General features: G+C 56.3%; 10 protein-coding genes. 5 read left to right on the forward strand and 5 right to left on the reverse strand.

What is annotated here, in order from left to right; all coding sequences use genetic code 11:
* The first annotated feature begins 335 nt into the window (after positions 1 to 335).
* The gene (gene glgX / locus RBB81_RS08590; RefSeq protein ID WP_353073389.1) at positions 336 to 2,444 is read left to right on the forward strand and encodes a glycogen debranching protein GlgX; all 2,109 of its coding nucleotides are present in this window, start codon (positions 336 to 338) and stop codon (positions 2,442 to 2,444) included.
* A gap of 93 nt (positions 2,445 to 2,537) precedes the next feature.
* Here glgX and RBB81_RS08595 read toward each other — a convergent pair whose 3' ends face one another.
* Positions 2,538 to 5,294 (reverse strand): MGH1-like glycoside hydrolase domain-containing protein, encoded by a 2,757-nt coding sequence (locus RBB81_RS08595; protein ID WP_353073390.1) that lies wholly within the window; start codon positions 5,292 to 5,294, stop codon positions 2,538 to 2,540.
* Positions 5,295 to 5,954: 660 nt separating this feature from the next.
* Between RBB81_RS08595 and RBB81_RS08600 the strand changes: the two genes are divergently transcribed.
* Together RBB81_RS08600 and RBB81_RS08605 are read left to right on the forward strand one after the other, a co-directional pair.
* Positions 5,955 to 9,548 carry a response regulator gene (locus RBB81_RS08600; RefSeq protein ID WP_353073391.1) on the forward strand — a complete coding sequence of 1,198 codons (3,594 nt, stop codon included), beginning with the start codon at positions 5,955 to 5,957 and terminating at the stop codon, positions 9,546 to 9,548.
* Positions 9,545 to 10,699 carry a PP2C family protein-serine/threonine phosphatase gene (locus RBB81_RS08605; protein ID WP_179581543.1) on the forward strand — a complete coding sequence of 385 codons (1,155 nt, stop codon included), beginning with the start codon at positions 9,545 to 9,547 and terminating at the stop codon, positions 10,697 to 10,699. Before RBB81_RS08600 ends, RBB81_RS08605 begins: the two co-directional genes overlap by 4 nt.
* Before the next feature lie 31 nt (positions 10,700 to 10,730).
* Here RBB81_RS08605 and RBB81_RS08610 read toward each other — a convergent pair whose 3' ends face one another.
* Together RBB81_RS08610 and RBB81_RS08615 are read right to left on the reverse strand one after the other, a co-directional pair.
* Positions 10,731 to 14,990, reverse strand: coding sequence for a chitobiase/beta-hexosaminidase C-terminal domain-containing protein (locus RBB81_RS08610; RefSeq protein ID WP_353073392.1), 4,260 nt, complete (start codon positions 14,988 to 14,990; stop codon positions 10,731 to 10,733).
* 807 nt (positions 14,991 to 15,797) lie between these two features.
* Positions 15,798 to 17,843 carry a S53 family peptidase gene (locus RBB81_RS08615; RefSeq protein ID WP_183789810.1) on the reverse strand — a complete coding sequence of 682 codons (2,046 nt, stop codon included), beginning with the start codon at positions 17,841 to 17,843 and terminating at the stop codon, positions 15,798 to 15,800.
* A gap of 423 nt (positions 17,844 to 18,266) precedes the next feature.
* On the opposite strand from RBB81_RS08615, the gene lepB reads away from it, so the two are divergent.
* On the forward strand, positions 18,267 to 19,067 hold the full coding sequence (gene lepB, locus RBB81_RS08620) for a signal peptidase I (RefSeq protein WP_353073393.1): 801 nt from the start codon (positions 18,267 to 18,269) through the stop codon (positions 19,065 to 19,067).
* A gap of 297 nt (positions 19,068 to 19,364) precedes the next feature.
* Positions 19,365 to 21,074, forward strand: coding sequence for an AsmA family protein (locus tag RBB81_RS08625; RefSeq protein WP_353073394.1), 1,710 nt, complete (start codon positions 19,365 to 19,367; stop codon positions 21,072 to 21,074).
* Between the two features lie 486 nt (positions 21,075 to 21,560).
* Here the strand turns inward: RBB81_RS08625 and RBB81_RS08630 are convergent, their stop codons facing one another.
* Together RBB81_RS08630 and rlmB are read right to left on the reverse strand one after the other, a co-directional pair.
* A complete protein-coding gene (locus tag RBB81_RS08630) occupies positions 21,561 to 23,507 on the reverse strand; it encodes a M1 family aminopeptidase (protein WP_353073395.1) in 1,947 nt (648 codons plus the stop codon).
* On the reverse strand, positions 23,504 to 24,292 hold the full coding sequence (rlmB, locus tag RBB81_RS08635; RefSeq protein WP_183789804.1) for a 23S rRNA (guanosine(2251)-2'-O)-methyltransferase RlmB: 789 nt from the start codon (positions 24,290 to 24,292) through the stop codon (positions 23,504 to 23,506). Before rlmB ends, RBB81_RS08630 begins: the two co-directional genes overlap by 4 nt.
* Positions 24,293 to 24,308 lie beyond the last annotated feature (16 nt).

Consider the following 24,308-nt stretch of genomic DNA (forward strand, 5'->3'; position numbering starts at 1 on the left):
ACATTTCTTCGTTGAATGAGATCTGAAGAATGAAAACGGTCTGAAATCCTCAGGAGCAAATGGCCGAGCAGAGGAAATATGAGAGAGGTATCATTGCCGGTCGCGACAAGTTAGTTGCGGATAGCACTGAGACAGGCGACCGGCATGAGAACACAGCTAATGCGCCAACCGCCAGGCCCATCGTCGGCAAACACTGGCGCCTTCGGGCGCCTGGCTTCCGCCGATCTCGTTGCTGCCCTTTAGAGCTTCTTGCGAAAGCGATTGCCCTGTAGTCGCAGTGTGCAGGAGTGACCGCTGTTTGAACAACCCTTTGCAATAAGCAAGGATGGTGGAAGATGCAAATCGGCTATGATCGCAAATCTAACACTCCGAACTCGGAGCAGGTTTTGTCGGCTACGGGACACACTGCGCCGTTAGGCGCCACGGTGGTGCAGGGTGGAGTCAACTTCAGCCTGTACTCCCGTAGATCGACACAAGTAGATCTACTGCTTTTCGACAGCGAGGATGGGCCGCCTTCCCGAATCCTCTGTCTCGATCCGTTGGCCAACCGCACATACCACTACTGGCACGTATTCGTACCTGGATTGCGGCCGGGACAACTGTATGGATATCGTGTTTATGGGCCCTTCGACCCATCGCAAGGACCGCGTTTCGACCCGTCCAAAGTGCTCTTAGATCCATATGGGCGCGAAGTAGTCGTTCCCGTCGGTTACAGCCGCGAGTCCGCCCACGATGGAGGCGACAATGCCGCAACCTCGATGAAAAGCGTAGTCGTAGGCGGTTACGTCTACGACTGGGAAGGCGACCGGCCATTGCACCGGCTGTCCTCACAAACAGTGATTTACGAAATGCATGTGGGTGGGTTTACCCGCCACCAGAACTCCGGCTTACCGGCTAACACCCGTGGCACGTTTGCAGGCCTCATCGAAAAAATACCCTATCTCCGAGACCTGGGGGTCACGGCAGTCGAACTGCTCCCGATCTTTCAGTTCGATGCACAAGACTGCCCGCCAGGCCATGTGAATTATTGGGGATATCAACCGGTGTCTTTTTTTGCGCCACATCGCGCGTACAGTTCACGACAGGAGCGTCTCGGCCCAGTGGATGAATTCCGGGACATGGTCAAGGCACTCCATCGTTCCGGGATCGAAGTAATTCTCGATGTCGTGTACAACCACACCGCGGAGGGTGACGAGAGTGGACCGACTCTGAGCTTTCGTGGGTTGGATAACAACGCCTACTACATCCTGGAAGGCGGCTCTCGCTATGCGAATTACACAGGAACTGGCAACACGTTGAATGGGAATCACCCAATTGTGCGGCGCATGATCGTTGATAGCCTGCGCTACTGGGTCGAAGAGATGCACGTCGATGGCTTTCGTTTCGACTTGGCCTCCATCCTTACTCGCGACTCGTCCGGCCAACCCATGGCGAATCCCCCTGTGTTGTGGGATATAGAAACAGATCCTGCGCTGGCAGGAACCAAATTTATAGCCGAAGCGTGGGACGCGGCTGGGCTATATCAGGTCGGCAGTTTTATCGGAGACAGTTGGAAGGAATGGAATGGAAGGTTTAGAGATGACATTCGGAGCTTCTTCCGATCTGAGGACGGCACAGTTACTCGCCTGGCGGATCGCTTTCTTGGCAGTCCGGAAGTCTATGGTCATAAGAAGCGTGAGGCAGAGCAGAGCGTGAACTTTGTCACCTGCCACGATGGATTCACTCTGAACGACTTAGTCTCGTATGAACGCAAATACAACGAGGCGAACGGCGAAGCTAACCGTGACGGAGGCGACGACAATCGAAGCTGGAATTGCGGTGTCGAGGGCCCGTCGGCCGATCCGGCTATCGAAAAGCTGCGCAATAAACAGGTGAAGAACTTTTTGACGGTGACCCTGCTTGCGCTGGGTGTACCCATGGTTCTAATGGGAGATGAAGTGCGACGCACCCAGAGAGGCAATAACAACGCCTACAGCCAGGACAATGAAATCAGCTGGTTTGATTGGGGATTAGTCGACAAACATGCGGAGGTCCATCGCTTTCTGAAACTGCTCATAGCTCGACGGCTTCTGAGGGATGTCGAGCCGGAGGCCGATCGCAAAAGCCTGGAACGATTTTTGTTTGATGCTAATAAGACCTGGCACGGAGTTAAGGTTGGACAACCTGACTGGAGTCCGTCCTCGCACAGCCTGGCATTCAGCGCGGAGATTCCCAAAGAAAAATTGATGTTCTATATCGCTTTCAACAGCTACTGGGAGGCTCTGGAGTTTGAGCTGCCGTTTATGAATCTATGGACCGAAAATCCTTGGAGGCGATGGATCGATACGAGTCTCGATTCACCGGCGGACATCGTTGACTGGAATGCGGCTGAACCTGTACCGAGTCTCGAGTATTCCGCTGCACCCCATTCCGTCGTCGTCCTTTTTACGAGACTGCCCAACTGAGAATCTCGCTCGCATGGCATGGAGGTCTTTGAGAGATATTGAACTTCTCTGCGCGCCCCAAAAGCTCAGTTGCCTCAATAAAAGGAAATGCCATCATCGCTCGTCTGAGTCACTCTCCTCCTGGCCCATCAGGATGGCAAGGCGCTCGATACCCTTCTCGCCGAGCATGTCTGCCGTGAAGCGGCCGTTTGACTGGATAATCCTTGCAATGCAGCCCGTCCACCCGGTTTGATGACTCGCGCCGATACCAGCGCCGCTATCGCCGTGGAAGTACTCGTAGAAAAGGATGTTGTCTCGCCAGAGCGGGTCGGTCTGGAACTTCTCCGTCCCGCCAAACACCGGCCGGCGCCCAGACTCGCCGCGAACAAAGGTTCCGATGAGCCGCTCTGCCAGCTCGTGCGCGACCTCAAACAAGGTCATGAGTTTACCGGAGCCAGTCGGGCACTCCACCTTGAAGGTATCGCCGTAATAAGCACCCAGCCGGAGCAATGAGAGGTAGAGCAGGAAGTTAACCGGCATCCAGACCGGTCCCCTCCAGTTGGAGTTCCCACCGAACATGCCGCTGTCAGAGTCGCCCGGTAGATAGGACACGCGATACTCCTGACCGCTGAGCCCGAAAACGAAGGGATGCTCAAGATGACAGCGCGAGAGCGCGCGGATGCCATGCGGTCCGAAGAATTCATTCTCGTCGAGCATTCTCGCCAGGATACGGCGCAACTTCTCCTCGTTCACGGTGGCGAGCATGCGTCTGCCCGCCAAACCTGGCGTGGCCGGCATGTGAAGGTTTGCCGCAAGCTCGGGATGGCGTTGCATAAACTCCCTAATCCGTTTCCGGGACGCCGGCAATTTTTCAAGTACGTCTTCCTCAAAGATCACGACCGCCGCCAGAGGCAAAAGGCCGACCATGGATCGCACCTTCAAACGGAAAGCCTGCCCATCCGGCAAACGGAGCACGTCATAGAAGAATCCATCCTCTTCGTCCCACATCTTGTCCAGATGTTCGCCCATCCGGTCCATCGCCCCGGAGATCCACATGGTGTGCTCGAAGAACTTGATGACAAATTCCTCATAGAGGGGATTAAACAGCGCGAGTTCCACGGCAATGCGCAGCATCTGCTGGCTGAAGAACACCATCCATGCGGTCCCGTCAGCCTGTTCCAGATACCCTCCCGTAGGGAGTGGCGAGCTGCGATCGAACACACCTATGTTGTCCAGCCCCAGGAAGCCGCCTTCAAACACATTGTTTCCTGTACGGTCCTTGCGGTTGAGCCACCAGGTAAAGTTGATCAGCAGTTTGGAAAATGCATAAATAAGAAACTCGTGATCTCCTTCACCGTCGTTTCGCTCCTTGTCCGTCAGGTAAATCTGCATGGTGGCGTACGCATGCACCGGAGGATTCACGTCGCCGAAGTTCCACTCATAGGCCGGCAATTGCCCATTGGGGTGAAGATAATCATTGCGCAGCATCAGATCCAGTTGCGACTTAGAAAAATCAGAATCCACCGACTGGAAAGCCAGCATATGAAATGCAAGGTCCCACGCCGCATACCACGGGTATTCCCACTTATCAGGCATCGAAATGATATCGTCATTTTCCATGTGGAACCACTCGCTGTTGCGCACCTTCTTGCGCGCCTCGGGCGGTGACCATGGTCCGACATGATGTTCCTTTAGCCACTTGTTGAGATCGTAGTAAAAATATTGCTTGCTCCAGAGCATGCCGGCCAGCGCCTGTCGCATCACAAGGGCGCGATCAGGATCTGCTTTCACTGAGGGCGGGATGATGGAGTCGTAGAATTCATCCGCCTCTTGCCTGCGTTCGGTGAAGACCTCGTCGAAGGCCTTGAAGGGACTTTCGGCCTTGTCCGGAAGGGACCGCGACAAACGCAGGCGCACAATCTGGGTTTTGCCGGAACCGATATTGAGGATGTAATGTGGAGAAGCTTTGGTCCCTTGCTTTGCCGGGTTTACTGCCTGAGTATCGCCGCTTACGACGAAATCGTTGATGCCGTCCTTGACATAAGGAGAAGCATTTTTACCACCGAAGAGTCTTGCATTGTTGGTCTCGTTCTCGGTGAACAACAGTGGTGGCGCTCCCTCGCAATAGAGGTTGTAATCGGCCAACGACTCCTGGAAGAGCGGGTCAGTATGGTGAGCCGAAATCACGCTCACACCCTCCATCTGCCCCGCTGCCATTATCGGTTTGGCAGCGCCTTCTTCCCACGACCACGTATTGCGAAACCAAAGCGTTGGTAACAGGTGCAGCGTGGACTCTTCAGGTCCGCGGTTCGCAATGCTGATGCGTATGCCCAGATCGTCCGGTCCGGCCTTGGCGTATTCAACAAATACATCGAAGTATCGGTCTTCGTTGAAAATGCCCGTGTCCAGCAACTCGTACTCCAGCGCATGGCGGCCGCGCTGACGGTTTGTCTCGATGAGGTCCGTATACGGATACGCCGCCTGCGGGTATTTATAGAGGTACTTCATATAAGAGTGTGTAGGCGTGCTGTCGAGGTAGAAGTAGTATTCCTTCACGTCCTCGCCGTGATTGCCCTCGCTGTTCGTCAACCCGAAGAGCCGTTCTTTAAGGATCGGATCCTTGCCGTTCCACAGAGCCAACGCGAAACAGAGAACCTGGTGATCGTCGGTGATGCCTGCCATCCCGTCCTCACCCCACCGATACGCCCGCGATCGCGCCTGATCGTGCGTGAAGTAATCCCAGGCGTTTCCGTCCTCGCTGTAATCTTCACGAACCGTCCCCCACTGCCGTTCACTCAAATAGGGGCCCCACTTCTTCCAGGCGTGTTCCTTCGTGCGAGCTTCATTCAGTCTGCGCTGTTCCTTTGTCATCGACCCTCCTTCGGCGTTGCCGAAACAAGATGATCCTCTAGGTTCTAGTTTGTCCGTAATCTTCTGCTAACGATTTCTGCCCGCGAACGAACTGCCGGTCTTCGCCCCAAACGGCGCGTTTGTAATCCGTACCTGTTCCTGTTCATGGCCTACCCTCTTCTTTGCGGTCGTTTGGAAGCTGGAGAGATGCACTTCGACGAAGCTATCGTTTGCCGGGAGAAACTATCTGCACTGAGGTGACCTTGGTTTCCGGGAACGAACAACCCCACAGACTCCCTAGGCGGCCGAACCCATTCGGCTGCTTGTCCTTACTAGGTGGGTACGCTGAAATAGCTGTCCAGTGTGCCGGCCTAGATAAACTTCAGCTTGCCCGGTCTTCGATCGAAAATCCATGGATTCGATTAGTCGCAGACAATTGCCTCGAATTGTACATCGTGAGTCGCTGGAATGCGTTCGCCTGAGGCGTCTGTCCCTTCTCGAAGTGCATAGATACTTGTTCGCTCCTTTCAGTCGCCGGCAATCCGCGTTTACGCACGTCAGTGGATTAGACCGCATCGTCCACCCAGTTCCCCCGTGCGCTAACACGCAGATTTAACCCGTTTATCGAAGTCCGTGCCATGCCCAGCTTCGACAGCTACAATTGGCCATCTCCCGGAGCAGATGGAAATTATGGGTCTCCTATCGAATTTCAAAATTCGGACCAAGATATTCGTAGCCCTGCTCCCGCTGGCGATCATGGTAATTTTGGCAGCGTTATACGCGACGATCGAGATGAAGACAATCGACACGCGCTATAGCGATCTGATCAGCTCCGATTTCAAGACACTCCACAACCTGACAGTCGCTCGGGGGCTAAGCAACCGATTCGCCCAGCTAATCTATCAAGAAATTGCCGAACCTGTCGTCGACAGAAAGCGGGCGGTCGACGCAGATCTTGAGAGGACCGCTGTCGAATTTCATTCATTTGTCGCATTAGCCGTTGCAGAAGACCCCAACGTAGCGCAGAAGATCAATGCCGCCACCACTCTCTTCGACCAGGGCGTGTCGGACTCTGGTCCCATTCGAGCTGCAGCCCTGAACAGCGACAATGACAAAGCGATCAAGCTGGCACGAGAGGTCTTCGATCCGGACTTCCGCAAGGGCCGACAAGCGTTAACCGACTTGGCCGATGAAGTTCACGCGACGGTTGACCAACGGTCGGATGAACTCACCGATAAAACTCACCTCACAATTCTGATTACGTGGATCGTGATCATTCTCGGTCTAGCTGCATCTTTCACGATCGCCCTCTCCATCGTTCAGGTTGAAGTTGTAAAGGTCGTATTGTCGTTCCGGACCCGAATCCTGGACGTAGCAGAAGGACGACTAGACCTGCCCGTAGCGAATCTCGACCGTCCCAATGAAATTGGAGAGATGAGCCGTGCGTTGAATACCTTGCAGATCGCTGCCCGTGAGCGGGAAATCCTGGGCTGGATAAAAGCGGAGGTGGCTTTTACGACGGAGCGACTACAGTCGACAGAGGATTTTGCAGCATTCGCCACCGTCCTGCTGTCGCGAATCTCAGTGACGCTAAATCTGCTGTACGGTGCGTTCTACCTGGCCAATGAAGACCACACGCTCTTCTCTCGTGTCGGAGCCTTCGCAACGGACGTCTCCACAGAACCGCGAGAATTTGTTCTCGGCGAAGCCCTCGTGGGACAGGCGGCAGCCGAGAGGCGCAGTCTTAGGATCGTCTCTGGGGCTGACGAACTTCTCCAAGTCAACACTGGAGCGGGTGCTGTAACGCCCGCATGCGTTCTTTTTGTCCCCGTTATGAATCAAGGTGACGTGCTGGCGGTCATCGAGCTGGCGCCTTCAGCCCCTGTATCGGAGAATCAGCAGGCGCTTCTGGACGCGCTCTTACCAACGGTTGCCCTCAATACAAAGATCCTGGCCAGCAAGCTCGTTACTATAAAATTGCTCGAGCAAACCCAGATCCAGGCTGCCGATCTGGCGGTGGCCAAGGAAGCGGCCGAAGCCGCCACCACAGCCAAATCTGCTTTCCTGGCCAACATGAGCCACGAGATTCGTACACCGATGAATGCCATCATTGGGATGACGCACCTCGCTTTGAAGACCGATCTCTCCCCGAAACAGACAGACTACCTGACCAAGGTGAAGTTCGCCGCGCACTCGTTGCTTGGGATCATTAATGACATCCTGGACTTCTCCAAGATCGAAGCGGGCAAGCTCGATATTGAGAAAATAAACTTCCGGCTTGAAGACGTTCTCGACAATCTATCGACAATCGTAAGTCAAAAAGCACAAGACAAGAACCTTGAATTCCTGATCGCTTCGCAGCATGACATTCCGCATAACTTGATGGGCGACCCACTGCGCCTCGGACAAATCCTCATCAACTTGGTGAACAACGCGGTCAAATTTACGGAGCGCGGCGAGGTGTTAGTAACGGTTACGCTCGAAGAGCAACTAGCAGAGCGGGTCAAGGTCAAGTTTTCAGTCCGCGACAGCGGTATCGGGATGACACCCGAGCAGAGTTCCAGACTGTTTCAGGCATTCGCGCAGGCCGACACTTCGACGACGAGAAAGTACGGTGGCACCGGCCTCGGCCTTTCCATCTCCAAGCGACTGGTTGAAATGATGGATGGGTCTATCTGGGCCGAGAGTGAACCGGGCGTAGGCAGCACCTTCCATTTCACAATCTGGTTTGGAATTGGATCGGAAGACAAACGCAAACGCTTGATCGCTGATCTGGCGGGCATCCGAGCGTTAGTGGTGGACGATAATGCGCAGGCACGTGAGATCCTCACGGAGGCACTCCGTGTATTCGCACTTCGCGCAGACTCCGTCTCGTCAGGTGAAGATGCCGTGCGCGAAATAGCCGCAGCTGACTCGGCGGATCCTTATCGTTTAGTTCTGATGGATTGGCACATGCCGGGACTGGACGGCCTTCAGGCGAGCCGCATCATCAAACGTAACGACCGCCTGCAAAATATTCCGAAAATCGTGATGGTCACTGCCTTCGGACGAGATGAAATCAGAACTCAGGCAGAGGAGATTGGTATCGAAAGTTACTTGTTGAAGCCGATCAATCAGTCATTGCTCTATGACACTCTGATAGAACTATTCGGCATTGCTGGAGTAGATGAGCCCCGTTCCCGTGACAGGGGGGATAAGGCCACCGTGCACGATGCCACGGGAATCCGTGTGTTGCTGGTCGAAGACAACGAGATGAACCAGCAGGTTGCGACTGAACTTCTTGAAAGCGCCGGAGCAATCGTAACCGTGGCCAACCACGGTGGTGAAGCCGTGAAGATCCTGACCGCTGGAGACCAGGATCCGGAGTTCGATGTCGTCTTCATGGACCTGCAGATGCCCGAGATGGATGGGTTCACCGCAACCAGGCTCCTAAGAAGCGACCCGCGTTTGCGGAAGTTCCCAATCATCGCGATGACGGCTCACGCCCTGGTCGAAGAGCGTCAACGTTGTCTCGACGCAGGCATGAATGACCACGTGTCGAAACCGATTGATCCCGATAACTTGTTTGCGACTTTGCTCCGATGGGCTAAGCCCAGGCCCAAACAGAGCCTCGATTTTCAAACGCCGGCTGTCATTTCAAAACCGTCCAACGAAGTAGTGTTGCCGGAAATCCCAGGGGTTAAAATCGCGGATGGCCTCAACCGCGTCGCCGGGAACAGACGGCTATATCGCGACCTGCTCGGGCAGTTCGCCGCTAAACAAGCCGACGCGGCCGCCCAAGTCTCAATCGCGCTCGAAAGCAGCGATCGCAACTTGGCAGAACGCATTGCCCATACCGTGAAGGGCGTCGCCGGCAACCTCGGAATCTCCGAGGTGCAGACCGTGGCTCAGAAACTGGAGAGGGCGCTTCATGGCGATGAGGAAACTGTCCCTGCATTGCTCCTCGAGTTTGCGAGAGTGATGGGCACTCAGGTTCAAGCTATTGAGAAGGCTCTACGCGATTCAACAACCGCTCGGCAGGAGACGGTGCAAATCTCGCCCTTTTCTGAAGAAACCGCAGCAACAGCGATTGCCCAGCTCCGGAGATTGCTCGAAGCAAGTGACGGCGACGCCGAAGCGTCGTTTCTCAGTTTGCAGCACGCAGTTGCAGGGGTTGTCGAGGAGCCCTATCTGAACGCTCTGAGCGAATCAATCAACGACTTCGATTTTGCTTCAGCACTAGTGAAGCTGGATGAGATTGCCCAACGTTGCACACGAAATGGGGACAAGAAATGAATCAGATCGATCAGAAGAAGACAGTGCTGTTGGTGGACGACGCTCCGGCCAATATTCAAATCGTGAATGCAATCCTGAAAGACATCTACAAAATTCGCGTTGCAACCAGCGGCGCAAAAGCCCTGGAACTCGCAAAAGCTACGCCTCCCCCGGACCTGATTCTGCTGGACGTCATGATGCCAGAGATGGATGGGTACGAAGTATGCAGACGTCTGAAACTGGCTCCGGAAACGTGCGACATCCCCGTCATATTTCTTACCGGACAGACAGAAGTTGAGGAGGAGACCAAGGGCTTTGATGTCGGCGCAGTGGACTACATCCATAAACCGTTTTCGCCTGCGGTCGTAAAGGCGCGTGTTCAAACTCACCTCGTGCTTCGTGGAATTCGTGAACAGCTCAGCCTGCAGTTGCTCACGATTCAAAAAGAGTTGGATACAGCGCGGAAGATTCAATTATCGATTCTCCCAGCCACGATCCCGAAGATCGAAGGTCTCGATATAGCTGCGCGCTACATCCCCATGACCTCCGTTGCTGGCGACTTTTACGACTTCATCGTGGTAGATGAGAAACGCATCGGCATTCTTGTAGCCGATGTATCGGGACATGGAATGCCTGCCGCGCTTATCGCCTCGATGTTGAAGATTGCGCTGTCATCCGAGGTCAGCCACGCTTCCGATCCGGCGCGGGTACTATTGGGTCTGAATCAGGCGCTATGCGGAAAGTTCGAACACCATTTCGTCACGGCGGCGTACCTGTTTATCGATATGCAGAACCGAACGCTGACCTACTCCGGTGCCGGTCACCCGCCTCTACTTTTGTGGGGTGGACCCGAGGGCTTGCGCAGTATTGAAGAAAATGGGTTGTTTCTCGGAAAATTCTCCTTCGCGACTTACTCTTCGAGAGAACTACCTCTCAAGGCCGGCGATCGAATTTTGCTCTACACCGACGGAATTCCGGAAACGGCGAACCCTGCGGGAGTCGAGTTTGGCACTGAACGCTTCAAGCAGTTTCTGGAGACCGAGGACAGCACTTCCGCAGATTACTTCGCCGATCACCTTCTCGAGGAACTGTCACGCTGGTCCGCTCGAGGGTCGCCCGAAGACTTGGATGACGATATGACGATCGTTGCCATCCAGGTGAGAATCGATTGAAGCTACACCCGCGCGCCTCGAGGGTCTCTTGCTAATTCTGGTAGGTCCAGTCAAGGATGTTCGCGTTCATGGTTGAACCACCAGTACCCCCGGTAAAGCCTACATAGGCGGTCGGGCCACCAACTACGCTGCTCAGGTCTACGTTATACGTGGTGGTAAAGCTGGCCGACGTGCTTTGGTCAGTAAGCAGCAGTGTAAGTGTTGTTCCGTCGTAAGTAACGTGGGCATGGAGAGTATGTCCGCTCTTCAAGACAATCGAAGGAGCAAGATTGATAGCCGGTATCGTTGGCGATGCCCCATTTGTGTAGAATCCGGTGGAATCGGTGCCTTCGCCATTGTTGCTATAAATGTCAAACTTGATGGCGAGACTCTTGCCGATTCCAACAGGTCCGCCTGGCTTGGCAGCACCGTAGCCGAGTCCGCTACCTGACGGCCCCATAGCGGAAAGTCCCTGGTTCTGGATGGCAAAAGTCATACCATCGGCAACGCCGTTTAGGATCTGGAAATCAAAGTCAGTCGTAAATGTCGCGACGCTGACAGGTGTCGCAAACCATATGGCACTTTGCGAATAGGTCACGCCTGCCTTCGCGATCTGTAACATCGAGCCATTGAGGGCTCCCACTCCATTCAGGGCGAAACTACTTCCTGCCCCAGCGAAACCACTCGGAAAATTGATCGCTAGAGGGGTTGCCTGGATCGTATATCCGCCAACAGAAATGGCACTCGCTGACAGGCCCGGCGCGATTGCCATCGCATGGATGACCTCTGTCGATGTAACCTGGATGGACGAGTTGTAGACCGAAGAACTCGTCGTCGGTGAGGATCCATCCGTCGTGTAGTAGATAGTACTGCCCGAGGCGGAGTCAGAAAGTGTAACGCTCTGCGCTGTCGAATAACTACCCGGCGCAGGAGAGAATACGGGCGGCGTCGTGGCAGGTGCTGAGACCGAATAGGTAGCTGAACTAACCGCACTCTGCGACGCACCTGAAGCGACCGCCAACGCCTTGACTGTAGTGGTGCCTGTGCCCACTACGATCGGGCTGCTGTACACCGTGGAAGATGTAGTTGGAGTGGTGCCATCTGTCGTGTAATAAATGACAGCTCCGCTCGTGGTGTCACTTATGCTTACGTTGGTTGCAGAAGCATAAGTACCAGCGGCAGGGCTAAAGACAGGTGCCGCCGTGACAGAACTTATTACATAGGTCGCTTGACCTACTGCACTCTGCGGAGTGCTGGGAGCTACAGCGATTGCCTTGACGGTTGTTGTCCCGTTGCTTACTGGGATCGCTCCGTTGTATACGGCAGAAGAAGTCGTCGGCGAAGATCCGTCGGTCGTGTAGTAAATCACGGCGCCCGTCGAAGCGTCGCTGAGCACAACGCTCTGCGCCGTTGTATAGTTGCCGCCTGCGGGACTGAAAGTTGGGGTCGCGGTCGGAGACGTTCCCGGCTGAGAAGCGTAGGTCCAGCTCAATATCTTCTGGATTGAGGTCGACCCGCCCGTGCCGCCCGTGAACCCTACATACGCGGTATTCCCTCCAACAATCTGGGGGATATTGATCGCCTGGCTGTAGGTAAATGTCTTGCCTACCAGCTGGTCCGTCAAAGTCATAGTGAGAGTAGTGCCGTCGTAAGTCAGGTGCGCGTGCATCGTGTCACCGCTTCTTAAAATGACGCCACTCGATGTCATATCCGCCGCAGGCATCTCAGGAAGCGCCCCATCCGTATAGAAGCCGGTGGAGTCATTGCCTTCCCCCTGATTGCTGTAGATATCAAACTTGACAGCGACGCTCGTCGGGATGCCTGTACCCTTAGGATTGCCATAGCCTAACGCTCCCGCGTTACTCCCGAGCGCAGTTGCGCCGGCGTTCTGGATCGTGAAAGTGAAGCCGTCTGCAATAGCATTGAGCAACTGGAATGCGAAATCCGTGGTGAAGGCTTGAACGTTGATGGGTTGGTTGAATGCACTTCCAGCCTGGTAAGTACCTCCATTGGTGAGTTCCAGGCTGCCGTCGCTCCCTGCGACCGCAGTGCCGTTGAACGTGAGCTCGCTGGCACTGGCAAAGCCACTGCCAAAGTTTATGCTCGAACTGCCGGCTTGTATGACATAGGCCGCCGTGGACAGGTCATTGTTCTTCCGCGTCGAATCGAAAGCGATAGCATTTATCGTCGTATTCGTTGCGACCGTGATAGGAGCCGTGTAGACGGTGGAGGAAGTCGTCGGCGTAGAACCGTCTAGCGTGTAGTAAATGGTGGCCGACTCATCTGCATCTGATAACACCACCGTCTGCGATGAGGTATAGGTTCCGCCAGCGGGTGTGAAGTTCGGCGCCGGAGTTTGCGTCGGAAGTGTGAAAGTCGCAGACGATATCGGACTCTGAAGATAGTTGGTTGCGCTCGCGATGGCCTTGATAGTTGTCGCCGCTGTCAGAGTTATCGGCGAAGTATAGATGTTGGAGGCAGTCGTAGGAACAGTTTGGTCCAGGGTGTAGTAGATATTCGCGGGAAGTGTTGTCGTGTTGAGAGAGACGGGCAGGGGAAGTTCGAAGGCGCCAGCCTTCGGCGAGAAGGTCGGCGTCGCGGCAACAGACTCCCCATTCAGTAATCCAAAGACATCTACTTGGTGTGCGGCACCCACGTAAACATGTCCATTCGTGATAACCGGTACTACAAATTTGTTAGTGGGCCCCGCGTTGTCGCGCGCCTGCTTATCGCTCTCATAGAAGATCGTCGCCAGGTTGGTTGCATCGAAGGCATACAGTATCTCGGAAGCACCACCTGTCTTTACAGCCCAGGCTATCCCGTTCGCCGTGCCATTGGAAGATACTACAAAGCTTGCTCCTGGATAACCTGTCGAGACGGTACTCTTGCTGGTGTAGGCAGGTGTAAGTACTCCATTATTGAGACTGAATGCTTTGGCGGAGTCACCGCTCCCCCAAATATAGACATTTCCATTCCAATAGGCAGGTGTGCTCCACAAGCCATTAATCTCCCCGGTAATGTCCTGCAAAGCGTTTGTGTTCGAAGTGCCTCCGGGAAGATAGCCGCCAAGATTGTCTCGGTTCAGGACCAGAATGCGTCCCTCTTTTCCTGCCTGGATCAGGATGTGCGGATTCGCCCCCGTCTGATCCGGCAGCATGAGGATCCCGCCCGAGCCCTGGTCGTGATCTAAACTCGACAAGCTGGCCTGATTGAAAGAGGTGAACGCATCAGTAACAGCTAGACCTCCGTTCGCGAGGCTCAGCGCCACGATACTATCGCCGAGATTCACCCCGGGATTGAACGGTGGGTAGGCGGAATTCGTGCCATTCCCCGTAACCAAAAACATTCGTCCGGCTGTGCCTCCATTGTCGATTGGTAGTCCTGCACCCGAGCCCCAGACGCCGGCGTCGGATCCATTGGGGCTCATACAGATCACCGCGGTCTGCGCCAGGGTCGTGCCATCGAATGCGAATAGCCACCCATGAAAGGACCCGATGTCGCCGTGAGATCCGAACGCGGCATAGACGATCCCGTTGTAATAGGTCAGCGCCGGCCGGTTCAGTTGCCGCAACGCATTGAACGCAAGTTGTCCCCCTGAGCTGCCGCTCCCTGTGCCAGGCACCGTTGCTTGAATAACCGTGGGACTGTTTGGCTGCTCTGCTCCGGTCAGAATGTTGATGGCATGCAGCCGCTGGACATACGCGCCGCTCTCCTTCGTCTTCGCAACGACATACATCGTATTGCTTGCGAGGTTGATCGCCGGAGTGCTGGTGATGCCTATCTCCGGAGCAATATTGGTCGAACCGACATCCGCGCTTGGAACCGTAGTTGCACCTGATGCAGCACCATAAGTCGGGCTGAGCAGACTAATCTGCCACAAGGGCTGCGCGTTTGCGCCAGCGTTGGAGTCGGCATCGAAGGCGTAAACGGAATCATGCTCTGTCGCAACGAACAGAACGTTGTGCACCAGCCCATCGCTCATCGTCAGACCGCTGATGTACAGGGGCTGTGCATAGACGTACCCATCGACCGACCTTGAAAAAAGTAGACCAAATGAGGAGCTGTTTACGTTAGCCGGTGTAAGCAGTGTTTCTTGCGTGTTTGCTCCCGTGTGGGTAATGTCGTATCGCCAGGTGGGCACATTCACCGGAGTCGCACTTTGGCCAAACGCTAATTCAGTCACCGCCGCGAGCATGAAGAGCAGAAGTAAAGCTCTTAGAAAGCAGCTAGTAGCCTTATTCAAATAACCCGAAACGTAACTCGAGACGACAGGGTGCAGGATATTTATTCGCAGACAGGGAAATAGAACCATGGACTCACCTCTAGCGTTGTTGAATTGTTGGTTCGCTGAGGAGGAAAGAAATGCGTACACCTTCCAACGGGCTTCAACGAGACGATCAAAGGAAACAGAACTACCCAGATCTTTTGAAGCCCCGGGCAGAGAAAAAATCATTACGTCAGTGATTCGCGTGCGTCGACTTATTGTGCGTCTCGGAAGCAAAATATAACTGATTTCAACGCGTTACCCAGGCACAAAGAAGTAATCGTACTTAGTTACTGCTGGGACTAAGTTAGATCGGACGTTTTCTCTAGCGTATTGAGTAGTCAATAACTTCGGCCAGGCAGCCGGTTTTGAAATAGCGCAACACACAGGGGAAACTACTTCGTGTTTCAGTGCTATCAACGCGAATGTGCGTCCCGGGCACGAAAGCGCAACCTGGAGGTCAACGACAATCATTTCGAACATGGTGAAAGACCTGGCCGGCAAACGGTAGGTGTCGTAGTCGTGGCCTTCAACTACAAGCCACGCGACGATAAGGCTGAAATGGTCAAAATTCGCAGAGAAGATTCGCGATGACATGCAGGCCGAGACGCCAAATGCCGCCGTTCCGTTCGGAACCGCCGCATCAAAGGAGATGCCATCTTGTGGCTGAACTAAAGGATAAGTTCATCTTTTGGGTACATCGAATATCAGCTTATGAGTAATGTGAGCTGATAAGTCCTTGAATGCGATCCAGGGGAGAAATCACTTATAGTGTTCCGCACAGCCTATTGCTATCCGAGAGAAAAATGCCGGGCGCTAAGGTACGCCCGGCATGAGTTTCAGAATAAGACGCCGCTACCGTTTGAAGTAGTCGGCAAAAGCCTTCCCGTTGGGAACTCCCACACCTGTTACGTCATCCCAACCAACCGCTGTTTTAAGACCGCTATCCGTGCCGAACGTCAAAATCAGGGCGGTATCTTGTAGCAACGGGTAGTCCCACAGGACACTCTCGAAGCTCGTCGAGCCTTCGAGCGGAGAGGCCAATGCTACAGCCGAATAGCTTTTCTTCCCCGCTGAATCCACAACTTCTCCCGTCACATTGGTCTTCGAGCTGTAAGGGACGATGTCCGTGATCGTTGATGCAGGCAATGAGTACAAATAAGGCGCGGCCTGCCCAAGCGGCACCCCAGCTTCCTGGTTGGCAATGGCCCATAGCGCGGAGAACATCGGGCAGGCAAGACTTGTGCCGCCATAAACCGCGTATTGCAACTCAGGAAGCACGCCTGGTTCAGAGATCGCAATGTATGCGCCCGTGAATGGATCGGCCAGCCACGAAATATCTGGAAGATGACGTCCACCACCCTTTAGCTGACTCTGATAAGAAGGCTTTGCGAAGACTGCGCTGACGCCCCCTCCCGAACCAAAGTTGAAGAAGCCACCCCCAGTCGGCGGATCTTCAACAAATCCCTCCTCCGCGACCAGATTTTCATTGGTTCCCCAACCAGACTGCCAGGCGATGGTGTTATTCGATTTCAGCGCCAGACTGATACCGCCTATCCCGGTCGCGTACGGAGAATCTGCAGGGGCGCTCACGGACGCCGGATTAAATTGCGGAAAATCGAAGGTGAAATCGCCGCTGTCTCCAGTGGAGAAGTTTGCAGAGATTCCCAGCACGGCTGCGGTTTCGGCGATCAGATCTTCGGTGACCAGAACGCTAGTCGGGGTATAGAGCTCTTCACTTCCATAGCTGCCCGAGATGACATTGCCCAGTTGATAGTTGACTGCATAGAAGAACCCCTGGTCTACATCCTGAAAAGTGGCGCTCGGCGGGACCACCAAATCAATCGCAGCTCCAGGTGCAATGGCGTGAGCCCATTCCACATCAATGTTGATCTCCGGATCCGGTGCCTCGCAATAAGAAGGAGTGGGAGTGTAGATGATCTTGAAGTTGCTCGACGTCAGCTTCGGCAGGCCGAATTGCGCCGAGAAAGCATTCGCGTCGCTGGTAATGGTCGGCGATCCGCACCAGTCGATAATGACGATGGTTTGCCCGCTCCCATCGAAGTGCTCGGCATACAGTGCGTTGAGGTTGTACGCGGCTCGGATGTTCTCAGGCGTGTAACCACACCCAGCCGAGCTGGTCGTATAACCATTGCCAGTGTAAGTGGCGATTGGTAGGCCGCCGCTCGTACTGAACGTCTGAGTGGTCTTGCCGGGAAAGCAATCCGAGTTGAACGGTAACGACGTGCCCACGGCCGAGGTCGCTAACGCTGTCGAGGAAGATTCGACACCAGAGGGCGCCGCGGGAGGCTTACGACTTGTAGTCTTAGTCACCACAGGATGGCTGTATTCCATGGTGTCCAGGCCGGCAACCGAGCCTACCAGTGCGGCTGCCTCTCCCGTAATATAGGGATCTTTTGAATTGCCACGCACCGTCTTGCCATCGACTTCATAGTTGTTGAGCGACACATGGAACGCACTATTCACTGCGCCTACGGTGCCTCGTGCCCGGACAAAGAAGTTATCCGGACCCACCTTCACAACCGTCAGCTTATTCGACGTGAAGAAATTTATGACGGTCTTGGCTTCCTCTGCGGTCGGCGCATACTTTGAAGTGAACTCAGCCTTGCTGAGCCAATGGCGATAGTTGGGAGACTCGGGATCATAAAGATCCTTCGCCAGCGCGTCTAAATCGGCCTTGTTGTGGGGATTGAGCCAGATGCTGACTTCAATCACCGTGGAAGGGTCGACGGCTCCCAGATTTTTGGCCGATGCCGTGAACTTGGGTGTGTTGTTCGTGATGGTGGATCCGCTAACTTCAGAAGAAGCTCCGAAGAGCGGAACGGCGGCTAGGATCCCAACTCCGAGTAATGTGCCTAAAAATAGCTTTGCGTGAGCCATCGGTGTCACCTCTCAGGTCGTGCGAGTTACCTCAGGAGCGTAAAATAGTAACTAAGTAGTGTCTACAACTATTTCTGTATTTACTTGAACTATTTTTCGGTGTAGGAAATTTTCTCCTCGTATCGATCTCAACCACCTCTGGGAGCCCGCATCCGAACCGCGATCTCTGGCCGCTCCACTCACGGTCGAGACCACGGAATTTTCGGGTGGCCTCCGAACGGAAATGTTCGCGCTTCGGTCGCGGGTCACCGTCTCCTCCTCGTTTTTGTCTTCGCGCACTTCGCTCATGGCATCTTGTGGCCAAAGCTTCCGGTGTACTTTCTCGTGGGCGGCGAAGCCTGAAACCGGTTTCGCGGTAGACGAATCTCCCCCTTACTCCCGCCATCAGCGATACACTGAAAGCTGCATCTGTGGAGAAGAGTCTTGCCCGAAACCATCACAACCGAAGCCACCACCCCCGACGTCGCCCAGCAGGAGCAGGCCGAAACTCCTCTTGAGTCCCTCGCCTCCATCTGCACCGTCCTCGCCATCGGTCTCTTCGTGATGACCTTCATCTTCCAGAACTTCGAGATCCCCTCCGCCTCCATGGTGCAGACCCTGCTCATCGGCGACCACGTCCTCGTCGACCGCATCTCCCTCGCCCCGCCCGCCAAATGGGCCCCCTTCACCTTCTATCGCGACGTCCGCCGCGGCGACATCATCGTCTTCTTCAAGCCCGGCGAGCCTGATCTCTTCCTCGTCAAGCGCACCATCGGCATCCCCGGCGACCGCATCCATCTCCGTAACGGCGTCGTCTATCTCAACGGCGTCGCCCAAAACGAGCCCTACGCCGGAATGCCCGCCACCGACGACAACCCCCAGCACGCCTTCGATCCCTACCGCGACGACTTTCCCGCCGTCCCGCCCGACAACTACGGCAACGTCACCGCCAGCTGGGCCTATGAGCTTACCAACCACATTCAGGACGGCGACCTCATCGTCCCCCCCGGCAAGGTCTTCGCCATGGGCGACAACCGCACCGAAAGCCTCGACGGCCGTTACTGGGGCTTCGTCCCGCGCGAAAACATCGTAGGCCGCCCCCTCTTCGTCTATTGGTCGTTCCAAACCCCCGCCGACCAGATCAACAAGCAGAGCATAGGCGAGCGCCTCGGCTTCATGGGCCACATCATCCTCCACATCTTCGACGAAACACGCTGGAAGCGCACGCTTCATCTCATCAAGTGACGAGACGGGTCAATTGCAGATAACTAGATCTGATTCCATGGTAATAAGGATCGTTCTTTCAGGCGTTGTGGCAGGTGCGACTTTCGCTGGCACGTTCGTTATTTTCAATATTGCTTACCTTCGTTGGGCCGTCTGGCGCTATCCGCAGCATAATTCGATGGCCGGGATGACAGCCTTTCTTTATGGTTTGCCGGTAGCGGTTGCATTTGCGGCATTGGGATTCGCGATTGCTTTCCGGAGAGCTTCTCGCAGCAAGGCAAACTGAAGATTGGCTCCAGGTAACTCAGACGACTACTCATGCAGGAAACCGGCCCCAACTACGTGCCCTCCCTCGACCATAGCGAAGCCGCGGAAGCTGACACCGCTCCGTCCCTCAGCACGCACGCGCTGCGCCGCCTCCTCTACCTAGCCTTCGTAATTCTTGCCGTGATGCTGCTCATCCTGCTCCCTCCCTACATCAGCGTTAACCGCTATCAGCGCCGCATCGCCACCAGCATCGGCGACAGCCTCGGCCGCCCCGTCCACCTCGACAAGGTCTCCCTCAACCTCCTTCCCCTTCCCGGCTTCACGCTCGAAAACTTCGTCGTCGACGAAGACCCAGCCTTCGGCTCCGAGCCCGTCATCCGTGCCAACTCCGTCCGCGCCACCCTTCGCCTTAGCTCCCTCTGGAGCCGCCGCGTCGAGTTCTCCACCATCAGCTTCACCGAACCCAGCGTCAACCTCGTCCACACCGCGGCAGGGAAGTGGAACCTCGAGAGCATCCTCCTCCACGCCGCCCACATTTCCGCCGCTCCCACCGCGCAGAGAAAGGCCGGTCCCGCCCCGCGCTTCCCCTACATCGAAGCCACTGGGGCGCGTCTCAACCTCAAACTCGACCGCGAAAAGTCTCCTATCTCCCTCACCGAAGCTGACTTCGCCCTCTGGCTCCCCGACCCGCAGCAATGGCATCTTCGCCTCTCCGCTCGTCCGGCCCGCACCGACACCGACGTATCCGACACCGGCACGCTCGAACTCGAAGGCACTCTCGGCCGAGCCGCTTCGCTCGATCAGGTCCCCATCAGCCTGCGCGGCGAGTGGCGCAACGCGCCGCTCGGCGGAGCCAGCCGCCTCCTCCTTGGCCGCGACGCCGGCATCCGCGGCGAAATGCTTCTTACCGCCAACGCCCAGGGCACCGTCAGCAACAGCAACGTACAAGCCCGCCTCCGCCTCACCGACACCCGCCGCGCAGACTTCGTGCCCGCTCAGCCCATGGACATCGATCTCCAATGCCTCGGCTCTGCCACCGCCGACTTCCACTCCTTCCAGGATCTTCGCTGCAGCTGGCCGCCAGCCGGTTCCTCCGATGCGCCCATCGTCGCACTCACCGGTTCTGTCCCCGACCTCCGCAACCCGAAGTCCGCAGACCTGCAGATCGGAACCCCTGGCCTCCCCGCCGCAACGCTCCTCGAGTGGCTTCGGGTAGCCAGCGCCCGCGTCCCCGCCGACATCTCTGCCGCCGGCGCTCTCACCGGCAATCTCTCCTATGCTCCCGCCTCCTCCGGCACGTTACCCTGGCACGGAGAGTTGCTTCTGAGCAACAGCAGCCTCATCAATCCCCACGCCGGCCCCACCTCTCTGGTCACGGGCGATGTTGCCTTTCGCTCCACCACGGCGCCTGCCCCAAAAACTCCACAAACCAAACATCACAAACCCACTCCTCCCACTGCCGATGGCTTTCAGCTGGAGCCTGTCTCTCTCGCTCTCGGCGGCAAAGATCCCGCGACGCTCGAAGGCCACCTCGACGCCGCAGGCTGCACCTTTCACCTCACCGGCATGGCCTCCACAGCACGCATAATGGCCCTCGCAACCGCGCTCCCCCAGCTAGGCGACGGCCTCGCCGAAGTCCTGCCCACCAACCGGGCAGCCGGCCCCTACCGCATCGACCTCACCGCCTCCCGCCCTTGGGGCCAGCCCCAAACCTGGACCGACACCTCACCCCGCCCTCCAGTTCCCCGACCACATCGCTAGCTTTTCCCTTTGTACCGCACTTGCTCTTACGTCTCACCCTCCACAATAGATAACGTCATTCTGAGCGAAGTTGCTCACGCTTTTGTGAGCAACGCAGTCGAAGAATCCCTGTATTCGCCTTTGCTTTTGCCGTTGCCTGTCCTTTTGTTGTCATCCCGTAGGGATCTGCTTTTGCCTTTGCTTTTTGTCGTCGCCTGCCCGCCGAAAAATCTGTCAAGCCTCCAAAACCCCTAACCCAAGCCCACACAACAAGATAGACTTGGCGTATCAGTTACCAGCCATCAGCTATACTGGAAGCAGCAAAGAAAAAACCCCGTCCAGCAGCCGGGGTTTTTGCATTTAATCCATAAACCCTTTGGTGAGACGTATTTAGCTGTAACCCTTTTCATATGAAGAATTTGCAAAAATCATAAAACGTCAATCTCATGAAAATAAATAACTTACGCGAAAATACCCCCAGGGGGTACCCTCCCGGGAAAGGAGAACTCAGTGCGCCACAATCTGCTTGGTGTGAATCGAAGCCGTTACCTCCGGCACGCTGCCGTCGTTGACGATCACCTCATCCGGCGTACCCTCGAACACGACCCGTACCGAAGCGCTCGACCGTCCCGCGATACGCAGCCTCTGTGTCGAAGTCAACGCCCCCGATCGCACCGTCACCGGCACCTCAGCCGCCGCATCCCCGTCGTTCGTCACGTCCACCGACACCAGGAACCCCTTGCCCTTGTCCCCAATCTTGGCCAGCGCACGAGGCGTCACGTTGGCGATGCTAAGGTCCGGCAGGCCGCGATCCCGATACACCCAATCATCAAAAAACCAGGCCAGATCCCGCTTGGCGCTTCGTTCCAAAACCCGCTGAAACTCCTTCGGGTCGCTGTCCATCTTGTCGGTCCGGTAGGTCTGCAGCGCCCGCTTCAACGCATCATCGCCCACCACCGACCGCAGCATCCAAAGCACCGCCGCAGCTTTCGTCCGGTAGTAGACCTCATCACTCGCAAGGATCAGGCTCTGCCCGGCATCGGAGGCGGAGGAGCCGGCCGACAAACTGGACGACGTTCCGGTAGACGAGCCGGAAGAAGGCCCCGGCTCCACAAGAGACAGTGTGTTCGCCTCCTGCTGCAGTCGCTTCACCGCCGCCTCCCGCCCCTGACTCTGCTCGATCCACAACAGCGACATCCACTGCGCCACGCCTTCATCCAGCCAGACGTGCGACGAGCCGAACCATGCATGGCTCAACGAATGCACCAGCGAAGGAGCCAGCACCTCTGCTGCCGCGGCACGCATCGGCACCACCAGCAGAGCATCGTCCTCAAACGGCTGCCCGTCGTGATCGAGGATGTTGAGCACGTTCAGCGGACCGGCTCCCAGCCACTCGACCAGCAGCGGCTGCACCTTCGTCGAAGCCGCGCCATAGCTCGGCAGTGCATCGTAGTGGTCGGTCACCGCGGAGATCAGGCTGTTGTCGGTCACAGTACCCGCCCGATCGGTGATAAAGAGACTCAAGGTACGAAATCCCAACGGCCGCGCGGAGAACTCAGCCGTCGCCACCCCCGGAGACTCAGCCACCGGCAGATTCTGGTTCTCACTCACCTTCACCAACTGCTCCCGACGCCCACAGAAGAACGCAGCATCCGGCGCATCGCCGACATACTCCACCGTCAGTCGCATATGCACCGTCGCCTCAGCCTGCTGCAGCTTGTTCAGCCCGACACTCTGGAACAGCTTCGCTCCATCACCCAGAAACACCGGTGCCGCAGCCGTCGGATACCACAGAACACTGCCGAACCCGCGCAGCGCCGTCCGTTCCGCGGTGATCTGATCCCAGTCCGCATTCGCAGCCTGGTCGAGCGGCGCACCAATTCGCTCCAGCCGCTCTGCCGACTGCACCACCTCGCCCGAGTAGAAGCCCGTCAGCGCAAGACTCGCCCCCGACTCCAATGGCTGGGGCAAAGAGACCACCGCCTCGGTCGCCTTCCCCGTGTGATCGGCGTCAGTATCGATCGCATGTTGCGTGAAAGTGAGAGGCACCACGCGCCCCTCAATCTGCGCTGCAAAACTCTCCCAGCTCAGTGCCGACGAGATCTGAAACACGAGCCTCGTCAGCGGAGCCTTCCCCGAGTTCTTCACGGAGAATCTCGAATGAACCCCCAGCAGCGACTGCGCCGGAGTCAGATGAACATCCAGATCGTACGAAGTGAAGGTGAGCGAGGTGCGCTCCGCATCGCTGACCTCGACCGCCGCCTGGCTTACCGGAGGCTTCTCCTTCTTCTCAACCTCTGGCGAATCCAGATTTCGATCGAACAGAACCTTACCCTGTGGTGGCGGAGGCGAATCGGCAGGAGGAGCCTCCTGCGCCCGCGCTAAACTAACTCCAAACACAGCCGCCAGAACCAGCCGGCGACCTACAACCGAAACAACATCAAAACTCTTCAAGATCCCAATCCCTTACGTTCCTTCGAAGGCTTTCGAGCAGCTGGCGGAGCCGCAGTTTGACGGCGCTGACGCATCGCCTCAAACATCACAACCGCGCCCGCAACCGACACATTGAGCGACGACACTTGTCCCGCCATCGGAATCCTCAGCAGATGATCGCAGGTCTTCTTCACCAGGTCATGCAACCCAGCGCCTTCACGCCCCAGCACCAGAACGCAGTCGCCCTTGAAGTCATACTCTGTGTAATCCGGCGTTCCGCGCTCATCCAGCCCAAGAACCCAAACGTGCTTCTGCTTCATCTGCTCCAGCGCACGAACCAGGTTCGTAACACGAGCGATCCGCACATGCTCCGAAGCTCCCGCCGAGGTCTTCGCCACCGTCGCGGTCACCGGAGCAGAACGCCTCTCCGGCAGAATCACACCATCGACGCCCGCTCCATCCGCAGTCCGCAGCAGCGCTCCAAGGTTGTGCGGGTCCTCGACGCCATCCAGAGCGAGGAAGAACCTGTGTTTCCCCTCCTCCTTCGGAGCCAGCAGGTCCTCGATCCCCAGGAACTTACGCTCCCGAACCACCGCAAGCACACCCTGATGCGCATCCGTCCGCGCCAGCCTGGTCAGCTGGTCCCGAGACTCCAGCGACACCCGAACGCCAGCCGTCCGGCACAGCTCGATCAGCCTCTCCAGCCGCTCATCCCGCCGCTCTCGTGCCACACTGACATGGTCAAGCGCCCGCGCCCCCGACCGAATAGCCTCCTCGACAGGGTGCAGGCCATAAAGAACTTCCATCACTCAAGTCTACCGC

It is taken from the genome of Tunturibacter gelidoferens (genome assembly GCF_040358255.1).
In the GTDB taxonomy this organism is placed as follows: domain Bacteria; phylum Acidobacteriota; class Terriglobia; order Terriglobales; family Acidobacteriaceae; genus Edaphobacter; species Edaphobacter gelidiferens.

What these genes read in the sequence shown, in the direction of transcription:
- glgX (WP_353073389.1), top strand. Translation starts at nt 336, where the DNA reads ATGCAAATCGGCTATGATCGCAAATCTAACACTCCGAACTCGGAGCAG.
- RBB81_RS08595 (WP_353073390.1), bottom strand. Translation starts at nt 5,294, where the DNA reads ATGACAAAGGAACAGCGCAGACTGAATGAAGCTCGCACGAAGGAACAC.
- RBB81_RS08600 (WP_353073391.1), top strand. Translation starts at nt 5,955, where the DNA reads ATGGAAATTATGGGTCTCCTATCGAATTTCAAAATTCGGACCAAGATA.
- RBB81_RS08605 (WP_179581543.1), top strand. Translation starts at nt 9,545, where the DNA reads ATGAATCAGATCGATCAGAAGAAGACAGTGCTGTTGGTGGACGACGCT.
- RBB81_RS08610 (WP_353073392.1), bottom strand. Translation starts at nt 14,990, where the DNA reads ATGGTTCTATTTCCCTGTCTGCGAATAAATATCCTGCACCCTGTCGTC.
- RBB81_RS08615 (WP_183789810.1), bottom strand. Translation starts at nt 17,843, where the DNA reads ATGGCTCACGCAAAGCTATTTTTAGGCACATTACTCGGAGTTGGGATC.
- RBB81_RS08625 (WP_353073394.1), top strand. Translation starts at nt 19,365, where the DNA reads ATGCAGGAAACCGGCCCCAACTACGTGCCCTCCCTCGACCATAGCGAA.
- rlmB (WP_183789804.1), bottom strand. Translation starts at nt 24,292, where the DNA reads ATGGAAGTTCTTTATGGCCTGCACCCTGTCGAGGAGGCTATTCGGTCG.